Source organism: Pseudooceanicola aestuariicola (genome assembly GCF_045763785.1).
In the GTDB taxonomy this organism is placed as follows: domain Bacteria; phylum Pseudomonadota; class Alphaproteobacteria; order Rhodobacterales; family Rhodobacteraceae; genus Pseudooceanicola.
The window spans coordinates 54,570-75,234 of the sequence record NZ_JBJGSF010000003.1 but is presented as its reverse complement, the minus strand read 5'-3'; the positions used below and the strand labels follow the sequence as shown (position 1 = coordinate 75,234).

Genomic DNA, 20,665 nt, shown 5'->3' with positions numbered 1-20,665 from the left:
AGATCGCCCAAAGGCATGCGCCTTATTCCTCTCCCTCCGCGTCCAGGAGTTCCATGTTCAGGCCGAGGCCACGGACTTCTTTCACGAGAACGTTAAAGCTCTCGGGAACGCCCGCTTCGAAGTTGTCCTCGCCCTTGACGATCGATTCATAGACCTTCGTCCGGCCAGCCACGTCGTCCGACTTGACCGTCAGCATTTCCTGCAGGGTGTAGGCGGCGCCGTAAGCTTCCAGAGCCCAGACCTCCATTTCCCCGAAGCGCTGACCACCGAACTGCGCCTTACCACCCAGCGGCTGCTGAGTAACGAGCGAGTACGGCCCGGTCGAACGGGCGTGGATCTTGTCGTCCACAAGGTGGTGCAGCTTCAGCAGGTACTTCACGCCAACCGTGACCTTGCGCGAGAATTGCTCGCCGGTCCGGCCATCGTACAGCACCGACTGACCCGAGGTATCAAAGCCAGCACGTGCCAGCGCGTCGTTCACGTCCGCCTCTTTCGCACCGTCAAAGACGGGCGTGGCGATCGGAACACCGCGGGTCACGTTGGTTGCCGCTTCGACCATCAGGGTTTCGTCCATGTCGGCAAAGCCTTCTTCATAGACGTCGTCGCCATAAACGATCTTCAGCGCATCCTTGACCGGGGTCAGATCGCCGGAACGGCGGTATTCACCCAGTGCATCGTCTACTTGGATACCCAGACCGCGTGCGGCCCAGCCCATGTGGGTTTCAAGGATCTGACCAACGTTCATACGCGACGGCACACCCAAAGGGTTCAGACAGAAGTCGACAGGCGTCCCGTCTTCGAGGAACGGCATGTCTTCCATCGGAACCACGCGGGAAATAACACCCTTGTTCCCGTGACGACCGGCCATCTTATCGCCCGGCTGAAGCTTACGCTTCACGGCGATGAAGACTTTGACCATCTTCATCACGCCCGGGGGCAGATCGTCGCCGCGACGGACCTTTTCGACCTTGTCTTCGAACCGTGCATCAAGCGCGCGCTTCTGGATCTCGTACTGCTCGTTCAGGGCCTCAACGACCTGAGCATCCTGATCCTCGGCCAGCGCCAGCTGCCACCAATGCGACCGAGGCAGCGAGGCCAGCAGGTCTTCGTCGATGGTCGAGTTCGCCTTGACGCCCTTCGGACCCTTCACAGCGGTTTTGCCGATGATCAGGTCACGCAGACGGGCATAGATGTTACGATCCAGGATCGCCAGCTCGTCGTCACGGTCACGGCCCAGACGCGCGATTTCCTCACGCTCGATCTGCAGGGCACGTTCGTCCTTTTCGACGCCGTGGCGGTTGAACACGCGAACCTCGACAACCGTACCGTAATCGCCCGGCTTCACACGAAGCGAAGTGTCACGGACGTCAGATGCCTTTTCACCAAAGATGGCGCGCAGCAGCTTTTCTTCCGGCGTCATCGGGCTTTCACCCTTCGGCGTGATCTTACCGACCAGAATATCGCCCGGCTCCACGTCCGCACCGATGTAAACGATGCCCGCCTCGTCGAGGTTGCGCAGCGCTTCTTCACCGACGTTCGGAATGTCGCGAGTGATTTCTTCCGGCCCCAGCTTGGTATCACGGGCGGCGACTTCAAATTCCTCGATGTGGATCGAGGTAAAGACGTCATCACGCGCGATCCGCTCGGAGATCAGGATCGAGTCTTCGTAGTTGTAACCGTTCCACGGCATGAACGCGACGACCACGTTCTTACCAAGGGCCAGTTCACCCATATCCGTCGACGGACCATCGGCGATCACCTCGCCCTTGACCACGGTGTCACCCACCTTGACCAGCGGCTTCTGGTTGATCGTCGTGTTCTGGTTCGACCGCTGGAATTTACGCAGACGGTAAATGTCCACGCCAGCGTCGCCCAGTTCCAGATCTTCAGTCGCGCGCACAACGATACGCTGCGCATCGACTTGGTCGATGACACCGGCGCGTTTCGCCATGATCGCCGCGCCAGAGTCACGGGCCACGATTTCTTCGATCCCGGTGCCGACCAGCGGCGCCTCGGCCCGCAGAAGCGGAACCGCCTGACGTTGCATGTTCGAACCCATCAGGGCGCGGTTAGCGTCGTCGTTTTCAAGGAACGGGATCAGCGATGCCGCAACCGACACCAACTGTTTCGGCGACACGTCGATCAGGTCGACCGACTCGTTCGGGGCAAGCGTGTATTCACCCGACTGACGGGTGTTCACCAGCTCGTTCACGAACTTGCCGTTTTCATCCAGGTTCGCGTTGGCCTGCGCCACGGTGTGACGCATTTCTTCGGTCGCGGACATGTATTTGACTTCGTCCGTAACCTGACCGTTTTCGACCTTACGATAAGGCGTTTCGATGAAACCGTACTTGTTCACGCGGGCAAAGGTCGCGAGGCTGTTGATCAGACCGATGTTCGGGCCTTCCGGCGTTTCAATCGGGCACATCCGGCCATAGTGGGTCGGGTGAACGTCGCGGACCTCAAAGCCAGCACGTTCGCGGGTCAGACCGCCCGGCCCAAGCGCCGACAGACGACGCTTGTGCGTCACTTCGGACAGCGGGTTCGTCTGGTCCATGAACTGCGACAGCTGCGAAGAGCCGAAGAATTCACGCACAGCCGCAGCCGCCGGTTTCGCGTTGATCAGGTCCTGCGGCATGACGGTGTCGATCTCGACGCTCGACATACGCTCTTTGATCGCGCGCTCCATGCGCAGCAGACCGACGCGGTACTGGTTTTCCATCAGTTCGCCAACGGAGCGGACACGACGGTTACCAAGGTGGTCGATGTCGTCGATGTCGCCCTTGCCGTCACGCAGTTCAACCAGCGCCTTGATACAGGCGACGATGTCTTCCTTGCGCAGGGTACGAACGGTGTCTTCGGCATCCAGTGCCAGACGCATGTTCATCTTTACACGGCCAACGGCGGACAGGTCGTAACGCTCGCTGTCGAAGAACAGCGTGTCGAACAGGGCCGACGCCGCTTCGACGGTCGGCGGCTCACCCGGACGCATAACGCGGTAGATGTCCATCAGCGCGCTGTTGCGGTCCATGTTCTTGTCCTGCGCCATGGTGTTGCGCATGTACGGACCGACGGACACGTTATCGATGTCCAGAACCGGGATATCGGTGATGCCTGCGTCGATCAGCTCTTGCAGGGACCCACCAGTGACTTCACCGTCCTTGTTGTATTCCAGCGTCAGCTCATCACCCGCTTCGACATAGATCGCGCCGGTTTCTTCGTTGATGATGTCCTTGGCGACGAACTTGCCCAGAATGCGGTCGTAAGGGACCAGCAGGTTCTTGACGTTGCCTTCGTCGATCAGCTTCTTCACCGCGCGCGGCGTGACCTTCTTGCCGGCCTCGGCGATCACTTCGCCGCTGTCGGCGTCAACCAGATCGTAGGTCGGGCGGGTGCCGCGAACACGTTCCGGGAAGAATTTGGTGACCCAGCCCTGACCTTTACGCAGCGTGTAATCCACGGTGTCGTAATAGGCATCCATGATGCCTTCCTGGTCCAGACCCAGTGCGTACAGCAGGGTCGTGACAGGCAGTTTGCGGCGACGGTCGATACGCGCGAACACGATGTCTTTGGCGTCAAACTCAAAGTCCAGCCAGCTACCGCGGTACGGGATGATGCGGCAGGCGAACAGCAGTTTGCCCGAAGAGTGGGTTTTGCCTTTGTCGTGGTCGAAGAACACGCCCGGAGAGCGGTGCATCTGAGACACGATCACACGTTCGGTGCCGTTCACGATGAACGTCCCGTTCGGAGTCATCAGGGGCATGTCGCCCATGAAAACGTCTTGTTCCTTGATGTCCTTCACGGACTTCGCGCCAGTGTCTTCGTCGACATCAAACACGATCAGGCGCAGCGTGACCTTCAGCGGGGCCGAATAGGTCATGTCGCGCTGCTGACATTCCTCAACGTCGTACTTGGGCTTTTCCAGCTCGTACTTAACGAACTCGAGGATCGAGTTTTCGTTGAAGTCCTTGATCGGGAAAACCGACTGGAAGACACCCATGATGCCTTCTCCGTCCATGGGATCCAGCTGGTCGCCAGATTTCAGGAACAGATCGTAGGACGCTTTTTGAACCTCAATAAGGTTCGGCATTTCAAGAACTTCACGGATTTTACCGTAATATTTCCGAAGACGTTTCTGACCGAGGAAGGTCTGAGCCATGACGTAAGTCACCTTTCGTTTCACATCGGGGAACGACTGCTGCCGGGCCTCAGCATCGCGCCCTTTTCGAAACAGGGGGTTCGGATCCATTCTTAGCCACCTCCCGTATGGTGACCTCCCGATCCGCTGAACCGCGCCTTAGGCAGAGCTTTCGCAAAAGCTCTCTCTAAGACAGGTTCGGCTGAACCCGGATTTTGCCGGGTCCAGCCTTGAAATCCTTGGCCGGGCGCAATGCCCGGACCGGATTACTTGAGTTCGATCTCTGCGCCAGCTGCTTCCAGCTTGGCTTTGATCTCTTCGGCTTCCGCTTTGGATGCGCCTTCTTTGACAGCCTTGCCGCCGGCTTCCACCAGCTCTTTGGCTTCTTTCAGGCCCAGACCGGTGATGCCGCGGACTTCTTTGATGACGTTGATTTTGGACGCGCCAGCAGATTTCAGGATGACGTCGAATTCGTCCTTTTCTTCTGCTGCTGCGCCAGCGTCGCCGCCAGCTGCCGGGCCGGCCATCATCACTGCGCCGCCAGCTGCGGGCTCGATGCCGTACTCGTCTTTCAGGATGGTTTTCAGTTCTTGTGCTTCGAGAAGCGTCAGACCAACGATCTCTTCAGCCAGTTTCTTCAGATCAGCCATTTTACTGTTTCCGTATTTAGATGTGTTCCAACGTTAAGGTGTTCAACCCTACGCCGACTCAATGGTTGCTTACGCCGCCTTGTCCTCGATCGTGGACAGGATGGAGGCGATATTCGAAGCAGGTGCGCCAATGGCCCCGGCGATATTCGAAGCGGGTGCGCCAAGCATGCCAGCGATGGTAGCGATAAGCTCCTCGCGGGACGGCATTTTCGACACGGCTTCAACACCGGCGCGGTCCAGAGCGTTCTCACCCATCGCACCGCCGAGGATCTCGAATTTCGAGTTTTCCTTGGCAAAGCCCTCGGCCACTTTCGCGGCTGCGACAGGGTCCTCGGAATAGGTCAGAACGGTCATGCCTGTCAGGAGCGAGCCAATGCTTTCGCAAGGCTTTCCGTCCAGGGCGATTTTGGCGAGCCTGTTCTTGGCGACGCGGACGCTTGCATCGGCTTCAGCAGCCTTTGCGCGCAGTGTCTGCATCTCTGCAACCGTGAGACCGGTGTAGTGGGCAACCACAACAACGCCAGAGCTTTCAAAGATCTGGCCGAGTTCCTCGACCACTTTCTCTTTCTGGGCTCTATCCACAGTTTCACTCCAAGTAGTGGAGGGTCAGACCCTCCGGCTCAGTTCAGCCGGGACGAAAGCCCCGACTATGCGGGTCCTTACGGGTCCGTCCAAATCATCGCCCCGGGGCTCGACTGAGCGACCGAAGAAATCTGGGTCTTTCCCGTCTCAGGAAGGAATTATGGATTTCTCCACCCTCCATCTCGGACGAATCGCCGAACACCCCGAACCCGGGGCATTGCGACAAGTGCGCGGTGTAGAGAATCCGGAAACGAATGTGAAGTCAAAATTCGCCTCACATCGTCAAAACATTCGTGATCTGCCCCAAGGCGATCCCGAAGTTATTCGTAGACCCTGAATAATTAACACAAAACGCACGCAGGTGCAGCAAAAAATGCGCCCAGTGGTTTCCATGCTTTTTGCTGACGATCGCGACGGAAACATCGGAGCGCCCCGTATCAGGACTGAACCCACAGCAGAAGGAGCCCCCGATGACCACCCGCAAGACACCCTACTGGCTATGGGCGCTTCTGACCGCGCCCGCGCTTTATTGGATCTGGACCGCCACCACTTCCGACAACGCCCGCAGCATCCACATCCTTGTGCACCCGACCGGGGAATGGGCCGCGCGCGTCCTGATCCTGACGCTGATGATCACCCCGCTGACCCTGCTATTCAAAGGCAAGTCCTGGCCCCGCTGGCTGATGCGCAACCGCCGCTACCTTGGCGTTGCGGCATTTGGCTACGCCGCCCTGCACACGATCTTTTACGTGATCGACAAATCCACGCTTGATCGGATCGCCGGCGAATTGCCCCGCTTTTATATTTGGACAGGCTGGCTGGCCTTCGCGGTCTTCATCCCGCTGGCCGTCACCTCGATGGATTATTTCCAGCGGCTGATGGGGCGGCATTGGAAAACGCTACAGCGCTTCACCTACGCGTCTGCGGTGCTGACGCTGCTGCACTGGGCAAGTTTGCATGACTGGGGTCACCCGACCGTGGCACTCGTGCACTTTGCACCGCTGGTGGTGCTGGAAGGCTACCGGATCTGGTACTGGACCCTGCGCCCCCGTCCTGCGCATGCCTAAGCAGTCAACGAAAAACGGCGGGACATCGCTGCCCCGCCGCTTCAAATTCTTAAATCCGTCTAGGATCAGTTGCCAGTCGCGCTGTCCAAGGCAACGGTCACGCCGGGGCCCATGGAGGACGACAGGGAAACCTTCTTGATGTAAGTCCCTTTGGCGCCCGTCGGCTTGGCCTTGGCGACCGCGTCAACAAAGGCGCGGACGTTTTCGACCAGCTTGCCTTCGTCGAAGGACACTTTGCCAACACCCGCGTGCACGACACCGGCTTTTTCAGCCTTGAACTGCACTTCGCCGCCCTTGGCAGCTTTGACGGCGTCTGCAACATCCATCGTCACCGTACCGACCTTGGGGTTCGGCATCAGGTTACGCGGGCCCAGAACCTTACCCAGACGGCCAACGATCGGCATCATGTCCGGGGTTGCAATGCAGCGATCAAAGTCGATCTTGCCGCCCTGCACGGTTTCCATCAGGTCTTCGGCGCCAACGATGTCTGCACCAGCTTCTTTTGCTTCGTCAGCCTTGGGGCCACGAGCGAACACAGCCACGCGCACGTCTTTACCGGTGCCGTTCGGCAAACCGACAACACCACGAACCATCTGGTCAGCATGACGCGGGTCAACGCCCAGGTTCATCGCGATCTCGACGGTTTCGTCGAACTTCGTCTTGGCGTTGGCTTTGATCAGCGACACGGCTTCTTCAACCGTCAGATCTTCTTTGCCCGCGAAAGATTCGCGTGCGGCGACGATACGTTTTCCAACCTTACCCATCTTACTTCACCTCGATGCCCATAGAGCGGGCCGAACCCAGAATGATCTGCATGGCTGCGTCAACGTCGTTCGCGTTGAGGTCTTTCATCTTCGCTTCCGCGATTTCCTTGACCTGAGCAACCGTGACCGTGCCAGCCGTTTCTTTACCGGGCGCGTTGGCACCGGATTTCAGCTTGGCAGCCTTCTTCAGGTAATAAGACGCGGGCGGCGTCTTGATTTCCATCGTGAAGGATTTGTCCTGGTAATAGGTGATGATCGTCGGGCAGGGCGCGCCGGGCTCCATCTCCTGCGTCTTGGCGTTGAACGCCTTGCAGAATTCCATGATGTTGATGCCGCGCTGACCCAGTGCCGGACCAACCGGCGGGGACGGGTTTGCCTGACCGGCAGGCACTTGCAGCTTGAGGCTGCCCACAAGTTTCTTGGCCATTGGCCTTCTCCTTTTCAACACCTTCGGAACGCGTCCCGAAGGATATGGTCGATGTGGTCAGGTCTGGATCGCGCGCGACCCTCGCCTCCCACGGGGATGCCCGCGCCGGGAATCCCCCCGCGCGGACGAAGGCGCCTTATACGCCCCTGACGCCATATTGCAAGCCCGCCCAGCCAACGCGCCGAACGCGGCCCAATCTCGGCCACGTTCAAAGAACACCCCATGCCCCCGCATCACCCCGCCCCTGCCACGAACTTGCCGCATTAACCATTGATTAAGCACGCCGAGCAGTAACGACCAAAGACCAAGGCAGCCCCATGAACTACCCGGAAGACACCTTCCCCGACCACATCCTGATGGTGGCCCCCCTGCCCTTTCCCATGGTGAACGTGCCGGAATACCTGAACTATCTGGCCGACGACCGCCCCGACGTTCTGACGGCGGCCCTTGCCTATGCCGATCACGACGATCTGGCGGGCTTTCTGGTCCTGCGCCATTGGTCCCGAGGCCGCGTGACCGACATGCAGGCCCTCGCCGACATTGCCGAACATCCCCAGACCGATTTCTGGATCGCCCTCGCCGTTCTGCTGCGCATCTACCCCGAAGTGGCCTCCGCCGACGCGATCAAATCGCTGGCCCTACGACTGGTCGAGGGCATCAACGCCGACACCTACCCGATGCGCTATTCCTCCACCCCCATCATCTCGACCCGCGGGTTGGAGCTTTACGCCCGCATCGTCGAAGGCCAGCCCGCTCTGGCAATTTCGGATGAGATGGCGGCTAAGGCCGTCGCTCATGCCACATGGCTGATGCACAAACGCCCGTCCGACGCGCGGTTCGCACTATTCAATGGTGGTCCGGTTTGGGCGGCGAACCATGGGGATGGGGAGTAAGGGCTCTGGCCAATGAGCCAGTGAGTGGCCGCCACGCGGACGAACCTGACATCTCCTAAGAGAAGTCTGTGTTGCCTGCGGGATTGATAACATAAGAGAAGGTTAGCTCTGAGACATCGTCACCATGCGATTCAGCCTTGATGTCGTGAATATGAATGCACGCAAAGCTTCCATTAATGTTCTCAAGGCAGACAATCTGACCTTCTTTTGGAATTATTTGTCGGCTGGAATAGTCGAAAACACTCACATCCTTGATGTCCGTTATTTGGCCGACACCTTTTGCTATAGCAACACGTTGAACATTTTCAGGATCTGAATAGACGTATATCGACTCATCCGAAGCATTCGTAAATTTCAGTGTTATTTCGACTTCACCTTGTCCAATATTAAACAATCCATCGTTTGTATTGTACGCAAACGTGTTCCTTCCAGCGCAGCGCTTGTCCATGTTTGAGGCTTGGAAAGGCCAGTGAATGGCAGCAAGGGTTGTTAGTCCTCCGACAAAAACGACCGGTGGCTCAAGTGGAAACAACCAGCCAGCAATTTCTGCGACCCACCAAGCGATAGAAAGAACAAGAAACAGCAGCGAGAGCCAAAACAGAGCCTTCTTCTGATTACGTTGAAATTTGTAAAGGGTATTGTGCTGCATACAAATCAGTTAGCAGAAAGAACCGCCGCTTTGAAGCGGTTCAAGGCGGTCAAACGACGCCAGACCCAATTGGTCGCCCCCCCAAACGCAAAAAAGGCGGTCCTCTCAGACCGCCTCTTCCCAAACTCACCTCAGCAGAGCCTCACCCCTGCTTAGTAACCTGCGTATATTCCAGCTCCACCGGGGTTTCGCGGCCGAAGATCGACACCGACACCTTCAGGCGCTGGTTTTCGTCGTCGACCTCTTCGATCATGCCGCTGAAGTCTTCGAACGGGCCGTCGTTGACTTTGACCTTCTCGCCCACTTCGAAGTGGATCAGCGTGCGCGGGGCTTCCTCGCCCTCGGCCACGCGGCCCAGGATGGCGGCCACTTCGGCGTCGCGCATCGGCATCGGGCGGCCCTGCGGACCAAGGAACCCGGTGACGCGGTTGATCGAGTTGATCAGGTGGTAGCCGCGGTCCGACATCTCCATCCGCACCAGCACATAGCCGGGCATGAAACGACGTTCGGTGGTGACCTTCTTGCCGCGACGGACTTCGATCACCTCTTCTGTAGGAACCAGAACTTCTTCGATTTCGTCCTCAAGGCCGTTCTCTTCGACCGAGGTCCGGATCTGCTCGGCGATCTTTTTCTCGAAATTCGACAGAACACTGACCGAGTACCACCGCTTCGCCATCTGATTTCGTTCCTTCCTGCCTGACCCTGTTGCCTAACCAAGGGCCAGAAAATTCCTGACATCCGATCCCCAGAAACAAAGCGACGCGCGTCTCGAATCGTCGCGCGTCATGTCGGGGGAATAGCCGTCACCTAAAAGGTTTGTGACGTGAAGGCAAGGCACCAAAGGTTAAAACGCCGCCCTGCCCCGGGCCAATTGTCAACCAAAGAGGCTTAGCACGCCCTGAAGGCCAGACCGGATCAGCAGATCGACCAGCGCAAAGAACACGGCCGTCAGCGCAGCCATGATAAAGACCATGACGGTGGTCAGCAGAACTTCGCGGCGGGTCGGCCAAGTGATCTTGGAGATCTCAGCGCGGGTCTGGTTGATGAACTGAACTGGATTTGCCATCTGGTCTATGCCTCGGGTCAATGGGGCCGCCTCATCAGGCGTCATATGTGCTGGCCGAGATAGCCAATCAAAGTGGCGAATTCAAGGTCGTTATGCCAAGGCCCATTTGGCCCCGGCGGCCTGCGCGTTGCGCACCCTTCGCGATGTCCGGAAGAAATTGGCAGGGGCAGAGGGACTCGAACCCGCGACCCTCGGTTTTGGAGACCGATGCTCTACCAACTGAGCTATACCCCTAGGCCGTGACGTGGGATAGGGCAGCCAGCGGGCAAGATCAAGCGGGAATTCACACCTTTCCGCCCAACCTTTTCAAAGCGTCACAACCACCGCGCCCGCCGCAGGATCCATAGCTGCACCAGCACGACCCCGACAAGCCCGCCACAGACGTACCAGAAGGCATTTGGGTTATCCGCGCCGGGCATACCGCCCACGTTGATCCCCAGCAATCCGGTCAGGAACCCAAGCGGCAGAAAGATCGCCGACAGGATCGACAGGATGTACATATGCCGGTTCAGCCGGTCCGAAATTTGCCCCGACAGCTCTTCGCGCAGAACCGCCAGAGAATCCTTCATCTCGTCCAGGTTTTCGACCAGCCGCACCAGTTTTTCCCGCGCTTCGCGCATGTGCCGACGGTCGTTTTCGTCCAACAGCCCGATGTCGTCCCCCTCCAACCGTTGCAGCGCCTCTCTTTGCGGGGCCATGTGGCGACGCAACTCGATCACCTGCAGGCGCATCGACACGATCCGGTGGCGCATGTCCTGATCAGGCGTGCCGATCACCTGAGTCTCTAGCGCGTCGGTTTCGCTGTCCAGATCCTCGATCATCGGCTCCAGCCGCGCGTTCAACCGCTCTGCCAGCCGGACAAGGAAATCTCCGGTGCCATCTGGTCCGTCGCCGGCCTGAATCTCGGCAGCGATGTCTTCCAGCGCCCGGACCCGCTGACGCGACAGGGTAACGATGCGTTCGGCCTCGGCCCAGATGCGGATGGCAACCATGTCTTCGGGGTCTTTGCCCTCGTTCAGGTTCAGCCCGCGCAAGACGACCAGAACCCCCCGTCCGATCCGCGACGCCCGCGACCGGGTCGCGGCTTCGGTCAGCGCCTCTGGGATGGAATCGTCCAGATACGGCATATGCTGCGCGATCCACTCCTCCGCCCCGTCATGATCGGCGGCCAGATGCACCCAGCCCAAGGTGTCTTCGCGCAGGGTGCGGTCGATATCCTCACCCTCCAGCTTTTGCCCGGCCAAAGGACCGGACAGAGCATAGGCGAAACGAATGGGGCTGTGTGGCGTGTCGGTCATCGAAGTCCTATGTGTTGCGTCCGCTGAGTTTAGATCAATGCCTACGCGGGGAAAGGGGAAACCTTTGCCCCGCGCAGGCAGCGCTTAGAGGCCCAAGTGTTCCAAAGTCTGGCGAAGCGCATCTTGATCCTGAGTGGCCAGCAAAGGGATCAACTCGCGCACGTCCTCGGGGTCGCGGTCCCACCACGTTAGACGATCCAGCATATCACAAATCGGCTGGTCAAAGCGCCGCCGGATCACACGCGCCGGATTGCCCGCCACGATGGACCAATCGGGCACATCCCGCGTCACCACGGAGCCTGCGCCCACGATGACCCCATTGCCAATCGTCACGCCGGGCATGATCAGCGCGTTATGGCCAATCCAGACGTCATGGCCGATCCGTGTGTCCTGCCCTTTGGCGAACTCATCACCAAAATATTCCATCTGATCGTGATCGAAGACGGCAAAGGGAAAGGTGGTGAACCAGTCCAGTGGGTGGTTGGCGGACGAGGTGATGAACCGAACGCCATGCGCGAACTGGCCGTAGCGCCCGATGTACAGATGCTCTGGCCCGCCGGGATGCAGATAGGGGGCGATCCGCGCGGCATAATCGCTGACCGGATCAAAATCGTTGTAATAGCTGAACGCGCCGACATGAATATTCGGATGGTCGATGACGTTGTTCAGCCAGACGGTGTTGGGATAGGTGCTGCCATCCGGCAGAGTGATGGGATGGGTGAGGTTCGCGTTCAAAAACGCGCCACTGGAAGCATTGGGCATACTGATCTCCTGACATTTCGGTTGAAATTGGAAATTCAGTTACTGCTCCACAGCACCCTCCATCGGTTGTGGCGCCTGTCTAGGTGACCGCGCCGCAGCGGGTCAAGGCAAAGCAAAACGCCGCCCCGGTAAGGGCGGCGTTTCGTATTTATCAATCTCAGTAGGCGTAGGGTGGCTTTACCACCCACCACGCACCGACGTCGATTATTCGACGACTTTAGACACAACGCCCGAACCAACGGTCCGGCCACCTTCGCGGATGGCGAAGCGCAGGCCGTCTTCCATGGCGATCGGGGCGATCAGCTCAACAACGAACTTCAGGTTGTCGCCGGGCATAACCATTTCCGTACCCTCAGGCAGGGTCACGGTGCCGGTCACGTCGGTCGTACGGAAGTAGAACTGCGGACGGTAGTTCGCGAAGAACGGCGTGTGACGGCCACCTTCTTCCTTGGTCAGGATGTAGACCTCGGCTTCGAACTTGGTGTGCGGGTTCACGGAACCCGGCTTACACAGAACCTGACCACGCTCAACCGCTTCACGGTCGATACCACGCAGCAGCGCGCCGATGTTGTCGCCGGCTTCACCGCGGTCCAGCAGCTTGCGGAACATTTCAACGCCCGTGCAGGTGGTTTTCTGCGTGTCTTTGATGCCGACGATTTCCAGTTCGTCACCAACGTTCACAACACCGCGCTCAACACGGCCGGTCACAACCGTACCACGACCAGAGATCGAGAAGACGTCTTCGATCGGCATCAGGAACGGCTGGTCAACAGCACGCTCGGGCTGCGGGATGTACTCATCCACTGCGGCCATCAGTTCCTTGATCTTGTTTTCGCCGATTTCCGGATCGCGGCCTTCCATGGCTGCCAGAGCGGACCCCGCGATGATCGGGATATCGTCGCCCGGGAAGTCGTATTCGGACAGCAGTTCACGGATCTCCATCTCGACGAGCTCGAGCAGCTCTTCGTCGTCGACCTGGTCAACTTTGTTCATGAAAACGACCATGGCGGGGATACCCACCTGGCGGCCCAGCAGGATGTGCTCACGCGTCTGGGGCATCGGGCCGTCAGCTGCGTTCACAACCAGGATCGCGCCGTCCATCTGGGCAGCACCGGTGATCATGTTCTTGACGTAGTCGGCGTGGCCGGGGCAGTCGACGTGGGCGTAGTGACGCGCGTCGGTTTCGTATTCCACGTGTGCGGTGGAGATCGTGATGCCGCGTGCTTTTTCTTCCGGTGCGCCGTCGATCTGGTCGTAGGCTTTGAAGTCACCGAAGTACTTCGTGATCGCCGCCGTCAGCGTCGTCTTGCCGTGGTCAACGTGACCGATCGTGCCGATGTTGCAGTGCGGTTTGCCGCGTTCAAACTTTTCCTTACCCATCTTCCTCAGGAGCCTCGTGAATTGGGGGGCCGCCAAAGCCCGGTTTTACTTCGGCGGCGATTTAAGAGGTTCTGGAGGGATAATCAAGTAAAGAACCGGGGCTTAGCCCTCGGCGACCTCTTCTTCCACCGTCTCTTCGGGCTTGGCCGCCTCGGCCTCACCGATGCCGGGGAACCATTCGGGGTTTTGCAGCATGTAGTTCTGGATCAGCTTGGCCGCATTACGCGACAGATTGCGCATCTGCTGCTCCTTGGACTGCGTCAGCCCAGACCCTACAAGCGTTTCGCCCGACAGCGATTCAAACACGGTGATCTGCTTCGGTTCGTCCGTCAGTTTCCGGCCCAGCGCGTCGTCCCAGACAGTGACGCGGATGATCAGGATGGACTTGGGCGACGCCACCAAAGGCACCCCCGGAGGCGCGATAGAGAAGCCTTCGACCGACACGCCCAGATGGTACAGACGGTCACCCTCATAGCGGCCAAACCGTTCGTCGATCGCAGTTTTCAAGCTATCGACCCATTCCTCTTCACTGGCTGAACGCGACAGTGCGGCCTGACGCATCTTAGACGCGACAACCACGTTATGGCCCAAGCGGAAATCGCCCAGATCGGCAGGCGCTTCGTTCAGGTCGGACACGTCGGTACAGGCGACAGCCAAGGCCATCAGGGCCAGCGCGGCAAATTTACGGATCATCATGGTCCCCTTCATCCCGCGCCAGATCGCTTACGGCGCATTTTGTTCCGCATAGCCCAAGGGCGCGGATCATGCAAATCACGACGCCCGGCTTGGCGCACTGCCATGGCAGACCTATCTTTAACGCATCCCAGTCACGATATGGCCCCTCGCCGGTAAGGACGATCAGATGGACACCACCACAGCCGACCGCCCAGACACCGATGCCACCCCGCGGGCAGAGCCGGTTAAGGCCGCGCTGGCCACGCAACCCCTTGGGTTTTTCGGCAGCCTGAAAGCCGCGCGGTCTAATCTGCTGGAAATCCTTCCGGAACTGGCCGTCAAACAACCCATGGTATCGGGCAAGACCGGCGTGCGCTGGCACATGGTCATGGACCCCACCGCCCTGCGCCGCGTCCTGTTGGAAAAGGTCGACGATTACCCGAAGTCGGTGGTCACCAAGAACCTGCTGCGCCCCGCCATCGGGGAATCGCTGTTCATCGCCGAAGGCGCCCACTGGCGCTGGCAGCGCCGCGCCGCCGCCCCCGCCTTTTCCGCCCGCAACGTCGCTGCCCTTGGCCCCGTGATGACCATGGCGGCCGAAGCCAGCGCCAGACGGATCGCCAACGCCGGGCCGCGCGCGGTCGATGTCTACGCCGACATGGTCCAAGCCACGTTCGAAGTGATCTCTGACGTGACGCTTTCCGGCGAACGGCGGTTCGACCGTGATGCCATGCACCGCGCCATCGACAATTACATCGACGTGGCCGGTCGCGTGTCGTTGCTGGATATGGCGGGCATGCCCGGCTGGGTGCCCCGCCCCGGTCGGATGTTTTCCGGCAACGCGGTCAAAAAGATGAAGATGATGGCCGACACCGCCATCACCGACCGGGCCGAAGCGAAATCGCCGCCCGACCTCTTGGACCTGTTGATGGCGGGCGCCGACCCGGAAACCAAACAGGCGATGAGCACGCCGGAAATCCGCGACAACCTGTTGACCTTCATCGTCGCAGGACACGAAACCACCGCGCTTACACTGGCTTGGGCGCTCTACCTCTGCGCATTCGACAAGGGTGTGCAGGAGCGTGCGGCAGAAGAGGCACGCGGCGTTCTTCAGGGCCGCGCGGCCACGGCTGAAGATGTCAAAGACTTGCCGTTGATCCGGGCCATCGTTGACGAATCCCTGCGGCTGTATCCCCCGGCGGGCATCATCTCTCGGACGGCGAAGGTTGCCGACACGCTTTGCGACCGGGAAATCAAACCGGGCGATACGGTCATGATCCCGATTTACGTGCTGCACCGCAATAAACTGCTGTGGGACAACCCCGACCAGTTCGATCCCGACCGGTTCCTGAACACCACGCCCGAGCGTTACGCCTACCTGCCCTTTGGCGACGGTCCGCGCATCTGCATCGGCGCAAGCTTTGCCATCCAAGAGGCCGTGATCATCCTGTCCACGCTTTTGTCGCGGTTCCGCTTTGATCAGGTCCGGGGGCGCACGCCCAAGCCCGTGCTGATCATCACAACGCGCCCCGAAGGCGGCGTCTGGCTGACCGCAGAACCCCGAGACGACTGATCATAGGGCGAAATTGGTTAACCGGTTCTTGTACAGCGCACGCCCTGTTAACCCTTTGTTAAGCGTTCTGACCAAATGATGAAGCAACGAACGACAGGTGCGCCTGCCGTGACCTATTCGTCATTTTGCATGGAACCGTGCCACCGATGTCCAGCTATGTTAAACCAGTGCCATCCTCACAGGACATGGCTTCCGTGACCGAACTTGAAACAGCGCTGGACCAGTTCCGCACTTCGGCCGAGGTGGTCAGTGGCGCCGTCGCCACGCTGTTCTTGGCCGCGCCGACCGGGCTGGCTAATGTCTCTCCCTCCATGTCTCTGGGCAGTACCGACCTCATCGCGCGATCGCTGTACGGCCCCGGAATGAAACTGCTGGACGCTCTGGCGCGCACCCCGCCTCCGGTGCTGACCGCCGATCTGTCCGCCCCGCCAGCCGCGCAACCCGGGCCGACCCGGGGGACAACCACTGCCGAGGGCATCGACTATGACACGCTGTGTCTGCCCGTCAAAGGGCCGGACCGCGACTATGTCGGCGTGCTGGCCTTCGCCTTTCTCCCCGACGCATGGGTTGAGACGCGCGGGCTGCAAATCTGCGGACATCTGGCGCAGAACCTACAGGCGATCTGGAAAGCGCAGGAAAACCTGTCGGACCTGACCTACGACATGATGACCCTTTCCAGCCGCGCGACGCGGCTGCAACGGCTGTCGGAAACCGATGCGCTGACCCAACTGAACAACCGGTATTACTTTGAAAACAAGGTCCGCGCGGCACTGGACGACAGCCACATCGACCATGCCTTCATCGTGATCGACATCGACCACTTCAAGCTGATCAATGACATCTATGGCCACCAGTTCGGCGACCGGTACCTGAAAACCATCGCCCGCGCTCTGCGCAGCTCCTTCCCCGAAACCAGTATCGTCGGGCGACTGGGCGGCGACGAATTCGGGGTTTTCACGCCGCTACCTTCGTCTGGCAAAGCCTATCTGAACGGGCTTCTGTCACGCTGCCGCAGCCACATTCAGCGCGCAACGGCCATGCTGAGCAAACCGGACCTTGGTCACGTCAGCATCGGGGCCAGTCAGACGCCAAAGGACGCGACAAGCTATGCCATGCTGTATGAACTGGCCGACAGCGCGCTTTATTCCGCCAAGAACGCGGGCCGCGGCAAAAGCGCGGTCTACCACCCCAACAAGCATCTGCGCTACAACACCGCCGAACTGACCCAGCAATTTCACACCGCGACCCAGAACGGCGACATTCACCCGAATTTCCAGCCCATTATCGACCTGAAAACCGGCCAATGCGCCGCGTTCGAGGTCTTGGCCCGCTGGCGCGACGCCATGGGCAAAGACATGATCCCAGCGCAGTTTTCGACCATTTTCCGTGACCACGCGCTGGCAGAAAGAATGACCCGCACGATCATGGAAAAGGCGTTTCAAATCTATAAATCCGACATCGCCCCAACGGGTCGGACCCCGCGCCTTGGCCTGAACGTGACCTTCTTTGATCTGATGAATCCCGAGTTCGTGTTCGAGGTGCAATCGTTGGTAAATGAAACCGGCTTCGATTGGTCCCTGCTGACGATCGAAGTTACGGAACAGATCATTCTGGACGAACCCAAAGGCCAGATCCTCCGCACGCTGAGAGAGCTGCGCGCCCGCGGTGCCCAGATCGCTATGGATGATTTCGGCACGGGCTACGGCGGGCTCAGGCATCTGGCAGATTGGCCGATTGATGTCCTCAAGATCGATAAGTTCTTTGTCGACAGTCTTGAGACCGGCAGCCGCGCCCGCGCCGTTCTAGAGGCAATCTTGGACATGGCGCACAATATGCAGATCACGGTCGTCGCCGAAGGGATCGAGACCCCCGATCAGGCCGTGTTGCTGCGCGATGGCGGCTGCCAGTACGGGCAAGGTTTCCTGTTCGACGCCCCATTGGATCGCGCCGTTCTAGCGAGTTATTTCCAGACAGTCGCCCCGATCACTCTGTCGCCATAACGCGCACCCCGCCTTCGCGGCCGCACACCTTAAGAATAGCATTCGTCAGATGCGCCATGTTGATCGGCTTGCGCAGCGTCATTCCCGCAACAGACACATCGACAGGGGCGCTGCCACGCATCCCGCTGGCCATGTAGATCACGGCAAGCCCCGGACACCTACGCCGCAGCGTTTCGACCAACTGCCCACCGTCCATGGGCCCAGTCAGCACATGATCCGTGATCACCAGATCGAACTGCGCACCGTCTGACAGCGCCGCCAATGCCTCTTGGCCGGATGCCGCCCGCGCAACCTTGGCACCCAACAGGATCAGCGTGTCCGACAGAATCGCCAGAAAATCCGGGTCTCCATCGCTGACCAAGATCGACAGGCCGTCCAGCGACTGCAGCATCTGCCCATCATCCTGCGGGTCCGCCAATTCATGACTGATGGGTAGGATAACCTCTGCCACGGCCCCGCCATTCTCCCCATCCCCAAGCAGAAACTGCCCGCCGTTTTTGGCAGCGAAATCCGATACGGTGGCCAGCCCCAGCCCAGTGCCGCCCCTGTCCCGACGCGTGGAAAAGAACGGCTCTTTTACCCGGTCTATCAAGGCCGCGGGGATACCGGGGCCGTTGTCGGATACCCAAATGATCGCCTCCGCCGAATTGGTGCGTAGCGAAACCTTGATCCGCCCATCCTCCTGTCCTGCGTCCACGATCGCGTTCCGGGCGTTCAGGATCAGGTTCAGTATTGCCAGCTCCAGCTCGCTTCCTTCGCAGGCAACCGGGGCTCTGACGTCGGAAATGTTTGCGTCCAGAATGATACTGTCCGGCAAGGCCCGCCGCGCCAGTTCAACGGCGGAATGCAGAGAATCACCCGTTTCGACCACCGTCACGGCGCCGTTGTGGACCATCGTCAACTTTTGCAGCTTCTCCGCCAGATCGCTGCCACGCGTGCTGGCCTTGGTGATGACCCGCGATGCGTCTGGCGCGACGGGCTCCACGCTGCCTGCGGCCAGATTGATCACACCGAAAACGTTCAGCATCTCATGCGACACGCCGCTGACCAATTGCGCCAGCGCATCCGCACGCTCTGACTGCGCGACGGTCTGCTGCAGCATCCACGGTTCTGTCACATCGGCAATGACGACCACCCGAAAGCGCGTCGCCTCACCTTCCGTGTCAAAAGACGTAAATCGGAGAACCTTTTCGTTCCCCATCGGGTCAAGCCACCCGGCCATTGTTTGCTGAGACTGGCGCAACACCTTCGTCACAGGGTGTTGCGCCGCTGTCAGGTCAACGCGATCCGGCATGGAATAAAAGGCCAGTTGGGTCAGATCCTCGATGCGATCGACATTCACGCCGAACATCTGATCCGCCGCTTGGTTGCGGCCCAAGACTTCACCTTTTTCGTCCAAAACAAAGATCGCCGCGTTCAACCCAGAGAGGATTGCCTGCAAGTTCTGCCGAGACCCGAGATCCCGCCGTTCTGACGCGGACAGCACATGCGCCAAGACGATCACCGCACAAGACGCCAGCACCACGAAGACGACAGTAAAGGCAAGCAATCGCAACCCGCTGTCCACAATGCCGGACTCGGTCAGGACAACGGCGAATTGGCCCAGCAAGATCGGGATCACGAAGGCCCAGGGCAAATATCGGCGTGCCAATCGCCCGCCTGCGCCGGGCGCGACCAAGATCGACAACCAAGTCGATCTGGGGCGGCTGAAAATCGCAGCAACGGCCAGAAGCAACACCGAAACGGCAGTCGGCACCGAAAGGCCTTGGAACACAGTTATGGCCTGTAAGATATGAGAATCAATAAGATAGCCCGTAAGTGCGATCACGGACAGGACAATGACGACCCCACCGAAATAGGCGTGAAGAGCGACCCGGCGTTCAGTATCTGCTGTGATCTGTGCCGCCGCGATAAGAACAACCGCTAGCAGAGTTGCCACGGACATCCGGTCCTCTGCCGTGGCACTGCCGCCGCTGGACAGAAGGTAAGCGACCACGGCGACGCCGCAAATCCCCGCGACCAATCCCGCCCCGCGTCGTTGCCAAACCGCGGTGTCCGCAACCAAAAGCAGCTGCGAAATACCAAGTAATAAAACGCAAATCGCAGTGCCCGGGACCATAGCCGGAAAATCTGAAAGGCCACGAACCAAAAAGTCCGCACCGCCCAACCAGCCAAGACTAAGGTTTAGAATAGCCAGAAGAACTGCGGGATAGGCAAAAAGGTGCGTCCAAGGAGAGGTCGCCTGCAGCCTCGTAAACCGACCTATGGAGTTAAATATGTTAATTTCCACACCCGTCGTGAATGCACGTCCACAGGACGACACACATCAAAAAATTACCAATTCAGCCTTCTAACGAGCGTACAAAAGGTTTGTTACCAATGCCTTAATTTCGTCCAGAGACGCAGATTTTTTAATTCTCGCATTGGCGAGGCGAAAACCTTGTGTAAACACAGCCGAGTTATAAAGCTCCGCATGGCCGGTCATAACGACAACGGGGGTATCGGGTCGTCGCGTGCGAATTGGATGGACAAGGCTGATAGCTCCGCCCCCAGCCATCACGACATCGAGAAAAATGATATCGAAGTCAGAATTCTCAACAATCTCAATTACTTTATCACCGGAATCCACCTGAAACACAGTGTGACCGATAGACTCGAGCCCCATGCGGAACGCTTCCAAATAATCCCGGTCGTCGTCGGCAATAAATATTCTGGCCAATGTTAACCTTTCTATACCTGGC

19 protein-coding genes and 1 tRNA gene are annotated in these 20,665 nt (G+C 59.1%); 5 read left to right on the top strand and 15 right to left on the bottom strand.

Annotation, left to right across the window (positions count from 1 at the left end):
* Positions 1–22: 22 nt before the first annotated feature.
* From rpoB to rplJ, 3 genes are all read right to left on the bottom strand, one after another.
* Entirely contained in the window at positions 23–4,159 is a 4,137-nt protein-coding gene (gene rpoB, locus ACI3GR_RS12710; RefSeq protein WP_407495572.1) for a DNA-directed RNA polymerase subunit beta, read from the bottom strand.
* 245 nt (positions 4,160–4,404) lie between these two features.
* Positions 4,405–4,788, bottom strand: coding sequence for a 50S ribosomal protein L7/L12 (rplL, locus tag ACI3GR_RS12705; protein ID WP_407495017.1), 384 nt, complete (start codon positions 4,786–4,788; stop codon positions 4,405–4,407).
* 69 nt (positions 4,789–4,857) lie between these two features.
* The gene (gene rplJ, locus ACI3GR_RS12700; RefSeq protein ID WP_407495015.1) at positions 4,858–5,370 is read right to left on the bottom strand and encodes a 50S ribosomal protein L10; all 513 of its coding nucleotides are present in this window, start codon (positions 5,368–5,370) and stop codon (positions 4,858–4,860) included.
* Between the two features lie 160 nt (positions 5,371–5,530).
* Between rplJ and ACI3GR_RS12695 the strand changes: the two genes are divergently transcribed.
* A complete protein-coding gene (locus ACI3GR_RS12695) occupies positions 5,531–5,707 on the top strand; it encodes a hypothetical protein (RefSeq protein ID WP_407495013.1) in 177 nt (58 codons plus the stop codon).
* A gap of 133 nt (positions 5,708–5,840) precedes the next feature.
* Entirely contained in the window at positions 5,841–6,437 is a 597-nt protein-coding gene (locus tag ACI3GR_RS12690) for a protein-methionine-sulfoxide reductase heme-binding subunit MsrQ (protein ID WP_407495011.1), read from the top strand.
* A 65-nt stretch (positions 6,438–6,502) separates the two neighbouring features.
* Here the strand turns inward: ACI3GR_RS12690 and rplA are convergent, their stop codons facing one another.
* Together rplA and rplK are read right to left on the bottom strand one after the other, a co-directional pair.
* Positions 6,503–7,201 (bottom strand): 50S ribosomal protein L1, encoded by a 699-nt coding sequence (gene rplA / locus ACI3GR_RS12685; protein ID WP_407495009.1) that lies wholly within the window; start codon positions 7,199–7,201, stop codon positions 6,503–6,505.
* Between the two features lies 1 nt (position 7,202).
* Positions 7,203–7,628 (bottom strand): 50S ribosomal protein L11, encoded by a 426-nt coding sequence (rplK, locus tag ACI3GR_RS12680; RefSeq protein ID WP_407495008.1) that lies wholly within the window; start codon positions 7,626–7,628, stop codon positions 7,203–7,205.
* A 317-nt stretch (positions 7,629–7,945) separates the two neighbouring features.
* On the opposite strand from rplK, the gene ACI3GR_RS12675 reads away from it, so the two are divergent.
* Positions 7,946–8,521 carry a hypothetical protein gene (locus ACI3GR_RS12675; RefSeq protein WP_407495006.1) on the top strand — a complete coding sequence of 192 codons (576 nt, stop codon included), beginning with the start codon at positions 7,946–7,948 and terminating at the stop codon, positions 8,519–8,521.
* 55 nt (positions 8,522–8,576) lie between these two features.
* On the opposite strand, the gene ACI3GR_RS12670 is transcribed toward ACI3GR_RS12675, so the two are convergent.
* The 8 genes from ACI3GR_RS12670 to ACI3GR_RS12635 all read right to left on the bottom strand — a co-directional run bounded on the left by ACI3GR_RS12670 (position 8,577) and on the right by ACI3GR_RS12635 (position 14,369).
* Positions 8,577–9,170, bottom strand: coding sequence for a hypothetical protein (locus ACI3GR_RS12670; protein ID WP_407495005.1), 594 nt, complete (start codon positions 9,168–9,170; stop codon positions 8,577–8,579).
* Between the two features lie 142 nt (positions 9,171–9,312).
* On the bottom strand, positions 9,313–9,846 hold the full coding sequence (gene nusG, locus ACI3GR_RS12665) for a transcription termination/antitermination protein NusG (RefSeq protein WP_407495004.1): 534 nt from the start codon (positions 9,844–9,846) through the stop codon (positions 9,313–9,315).
* A 198-nt stretch (positions 9,847–10,044) separates the two neighbouring features.
* Complete coding sequence (gene secE, locus ACI3GR_RS12660) at positions 10,045–10,236, bottom strand: preprotein translocase subunit SecE (protein WP_407495002.1); 192 nt, start codon at positions 10,234–10,236, stop codon at positions 10,045–10,047.
* Between the two features lie 158 nt (positions 10,237–10,394).
* Positions 10,395–10,470: transfer RNA gene (locus tag ACI3GR_RS12655), tRNA-Trp, on the bottom strand.
* Between the two features lie 80 nt (positions 10,471–10,550).
* Positions 10,551–11,534, bottom strand: coding sequence for a zinc transporter ZntB (locus ACI3GR_RS12650; RefSeq protein WP_407495001.1), 984 nt, complete (start codon positions 11,532–11,534; stop codon positions 10,551–10,553).
* An 84-nt stretch (positions 11,535–11,618) separates the two neighbouring features.
* Positions 11,619–12,296: a CatB-related O-acetyltransferase gene (locus ACI3GR_RS12645; RefSeq protein ID WP_407494999.1), complete on the bottom strand. Its 678-nt coding sequence runs from the start codon at positions 12,294–12,296 to the stop codon at positions 11,619–11,621.
* A gap of 204 nt (positions 12,297–12,500) precedes the next feature.
* Entirely contained in the window at positions 12,501–13,676 is a 1,176-nt protein-coding gene (gene tuf, locus ACI3GR_RS12640) for an elongation factor Tu (protein ID WP_407494997.1), read from the bottom strand.
* Positions 13,677–13,778: 102 nt separating this feature from the next.
* On the bottom strand, positions 13,779–14,369 hold the full coding sequence (locus ACI3GR_RS12635; protein ID WP_407494996.1) for a hypothetical protein: 591 nt from the start codon (positions 14,367–14,369) through the stop codon (positions 13,779–13,781).
* Positions 14,370–14,538: 169 nt separating this feature from the next.
* Between ACI3GR_RS12635 and ACI3GR_RS12630 the strand changes: the two genes are divergently transcribed.
* Positions 14,539–15,924 carry a cytochrome P450 gene (locus tag ACI3GR_RS12630; RefSeq protein ID WP_407494995.1) on the top strand — a complete coding sequence of 462 codons (1,386 nt, stop codon included), beginning with the start codon at positions 14,539–14,541 and terminating at the stop codon, positions 15,922–15,924.
* A gap of 194 nt (positions 15,925–16,118) precedes the next feature.
* The gene (locus tag ACI3GR_RS12625; RefSeq protein ID WP_407494994.1) at positions 16,119–17,924 is read left to right on the top strand and encodes a putative bifunctional diguanylate cyclase/phosphodiesterase; all 1,806 of its coding nucleotides are present in this window, start codon (positions 16,119–16,121) and stop codon (positions 17,922–17,924) included.
* Here the strand turns inward: ACI3GR_RS12625 and ACI3GR_RS12620 are convergent.
* Together ACI3GR_RS12620 and ACI3GR_RS12615 are read right to left on the bottom strand one after the other, a co-directional pair.
* Positions 17,908–19,869, bottom strand: coding sequence for an ATP-binding protein (locus ACI3GR_RS12620; RefSeq protein ID WP_407494990.1), 1,962 nt, complete (start codon positions 19,867–19,869; stop codon positions 17,908–17,910). The two genes, ACI3GR_RS12625 and ACI3GR_RS12620, sit on opposite strands and share 17 nt — an antisense overlap.
* A gap of 405 nt (positions 19,870–20,274) precedes the next feature.
* Positions 20,275–20,643, bottom strand: coding sequence for a response regulator (locus ACI3GR_RS12615; RefSeq protein ID WP_407494988.1), 369 nt, complete (start codon positions 20,641–20,643; stop codon positions 20,275–20,277).
* Between the last annotated feature and the right edge of the window lie 22 nt (positions 20,644–20,665).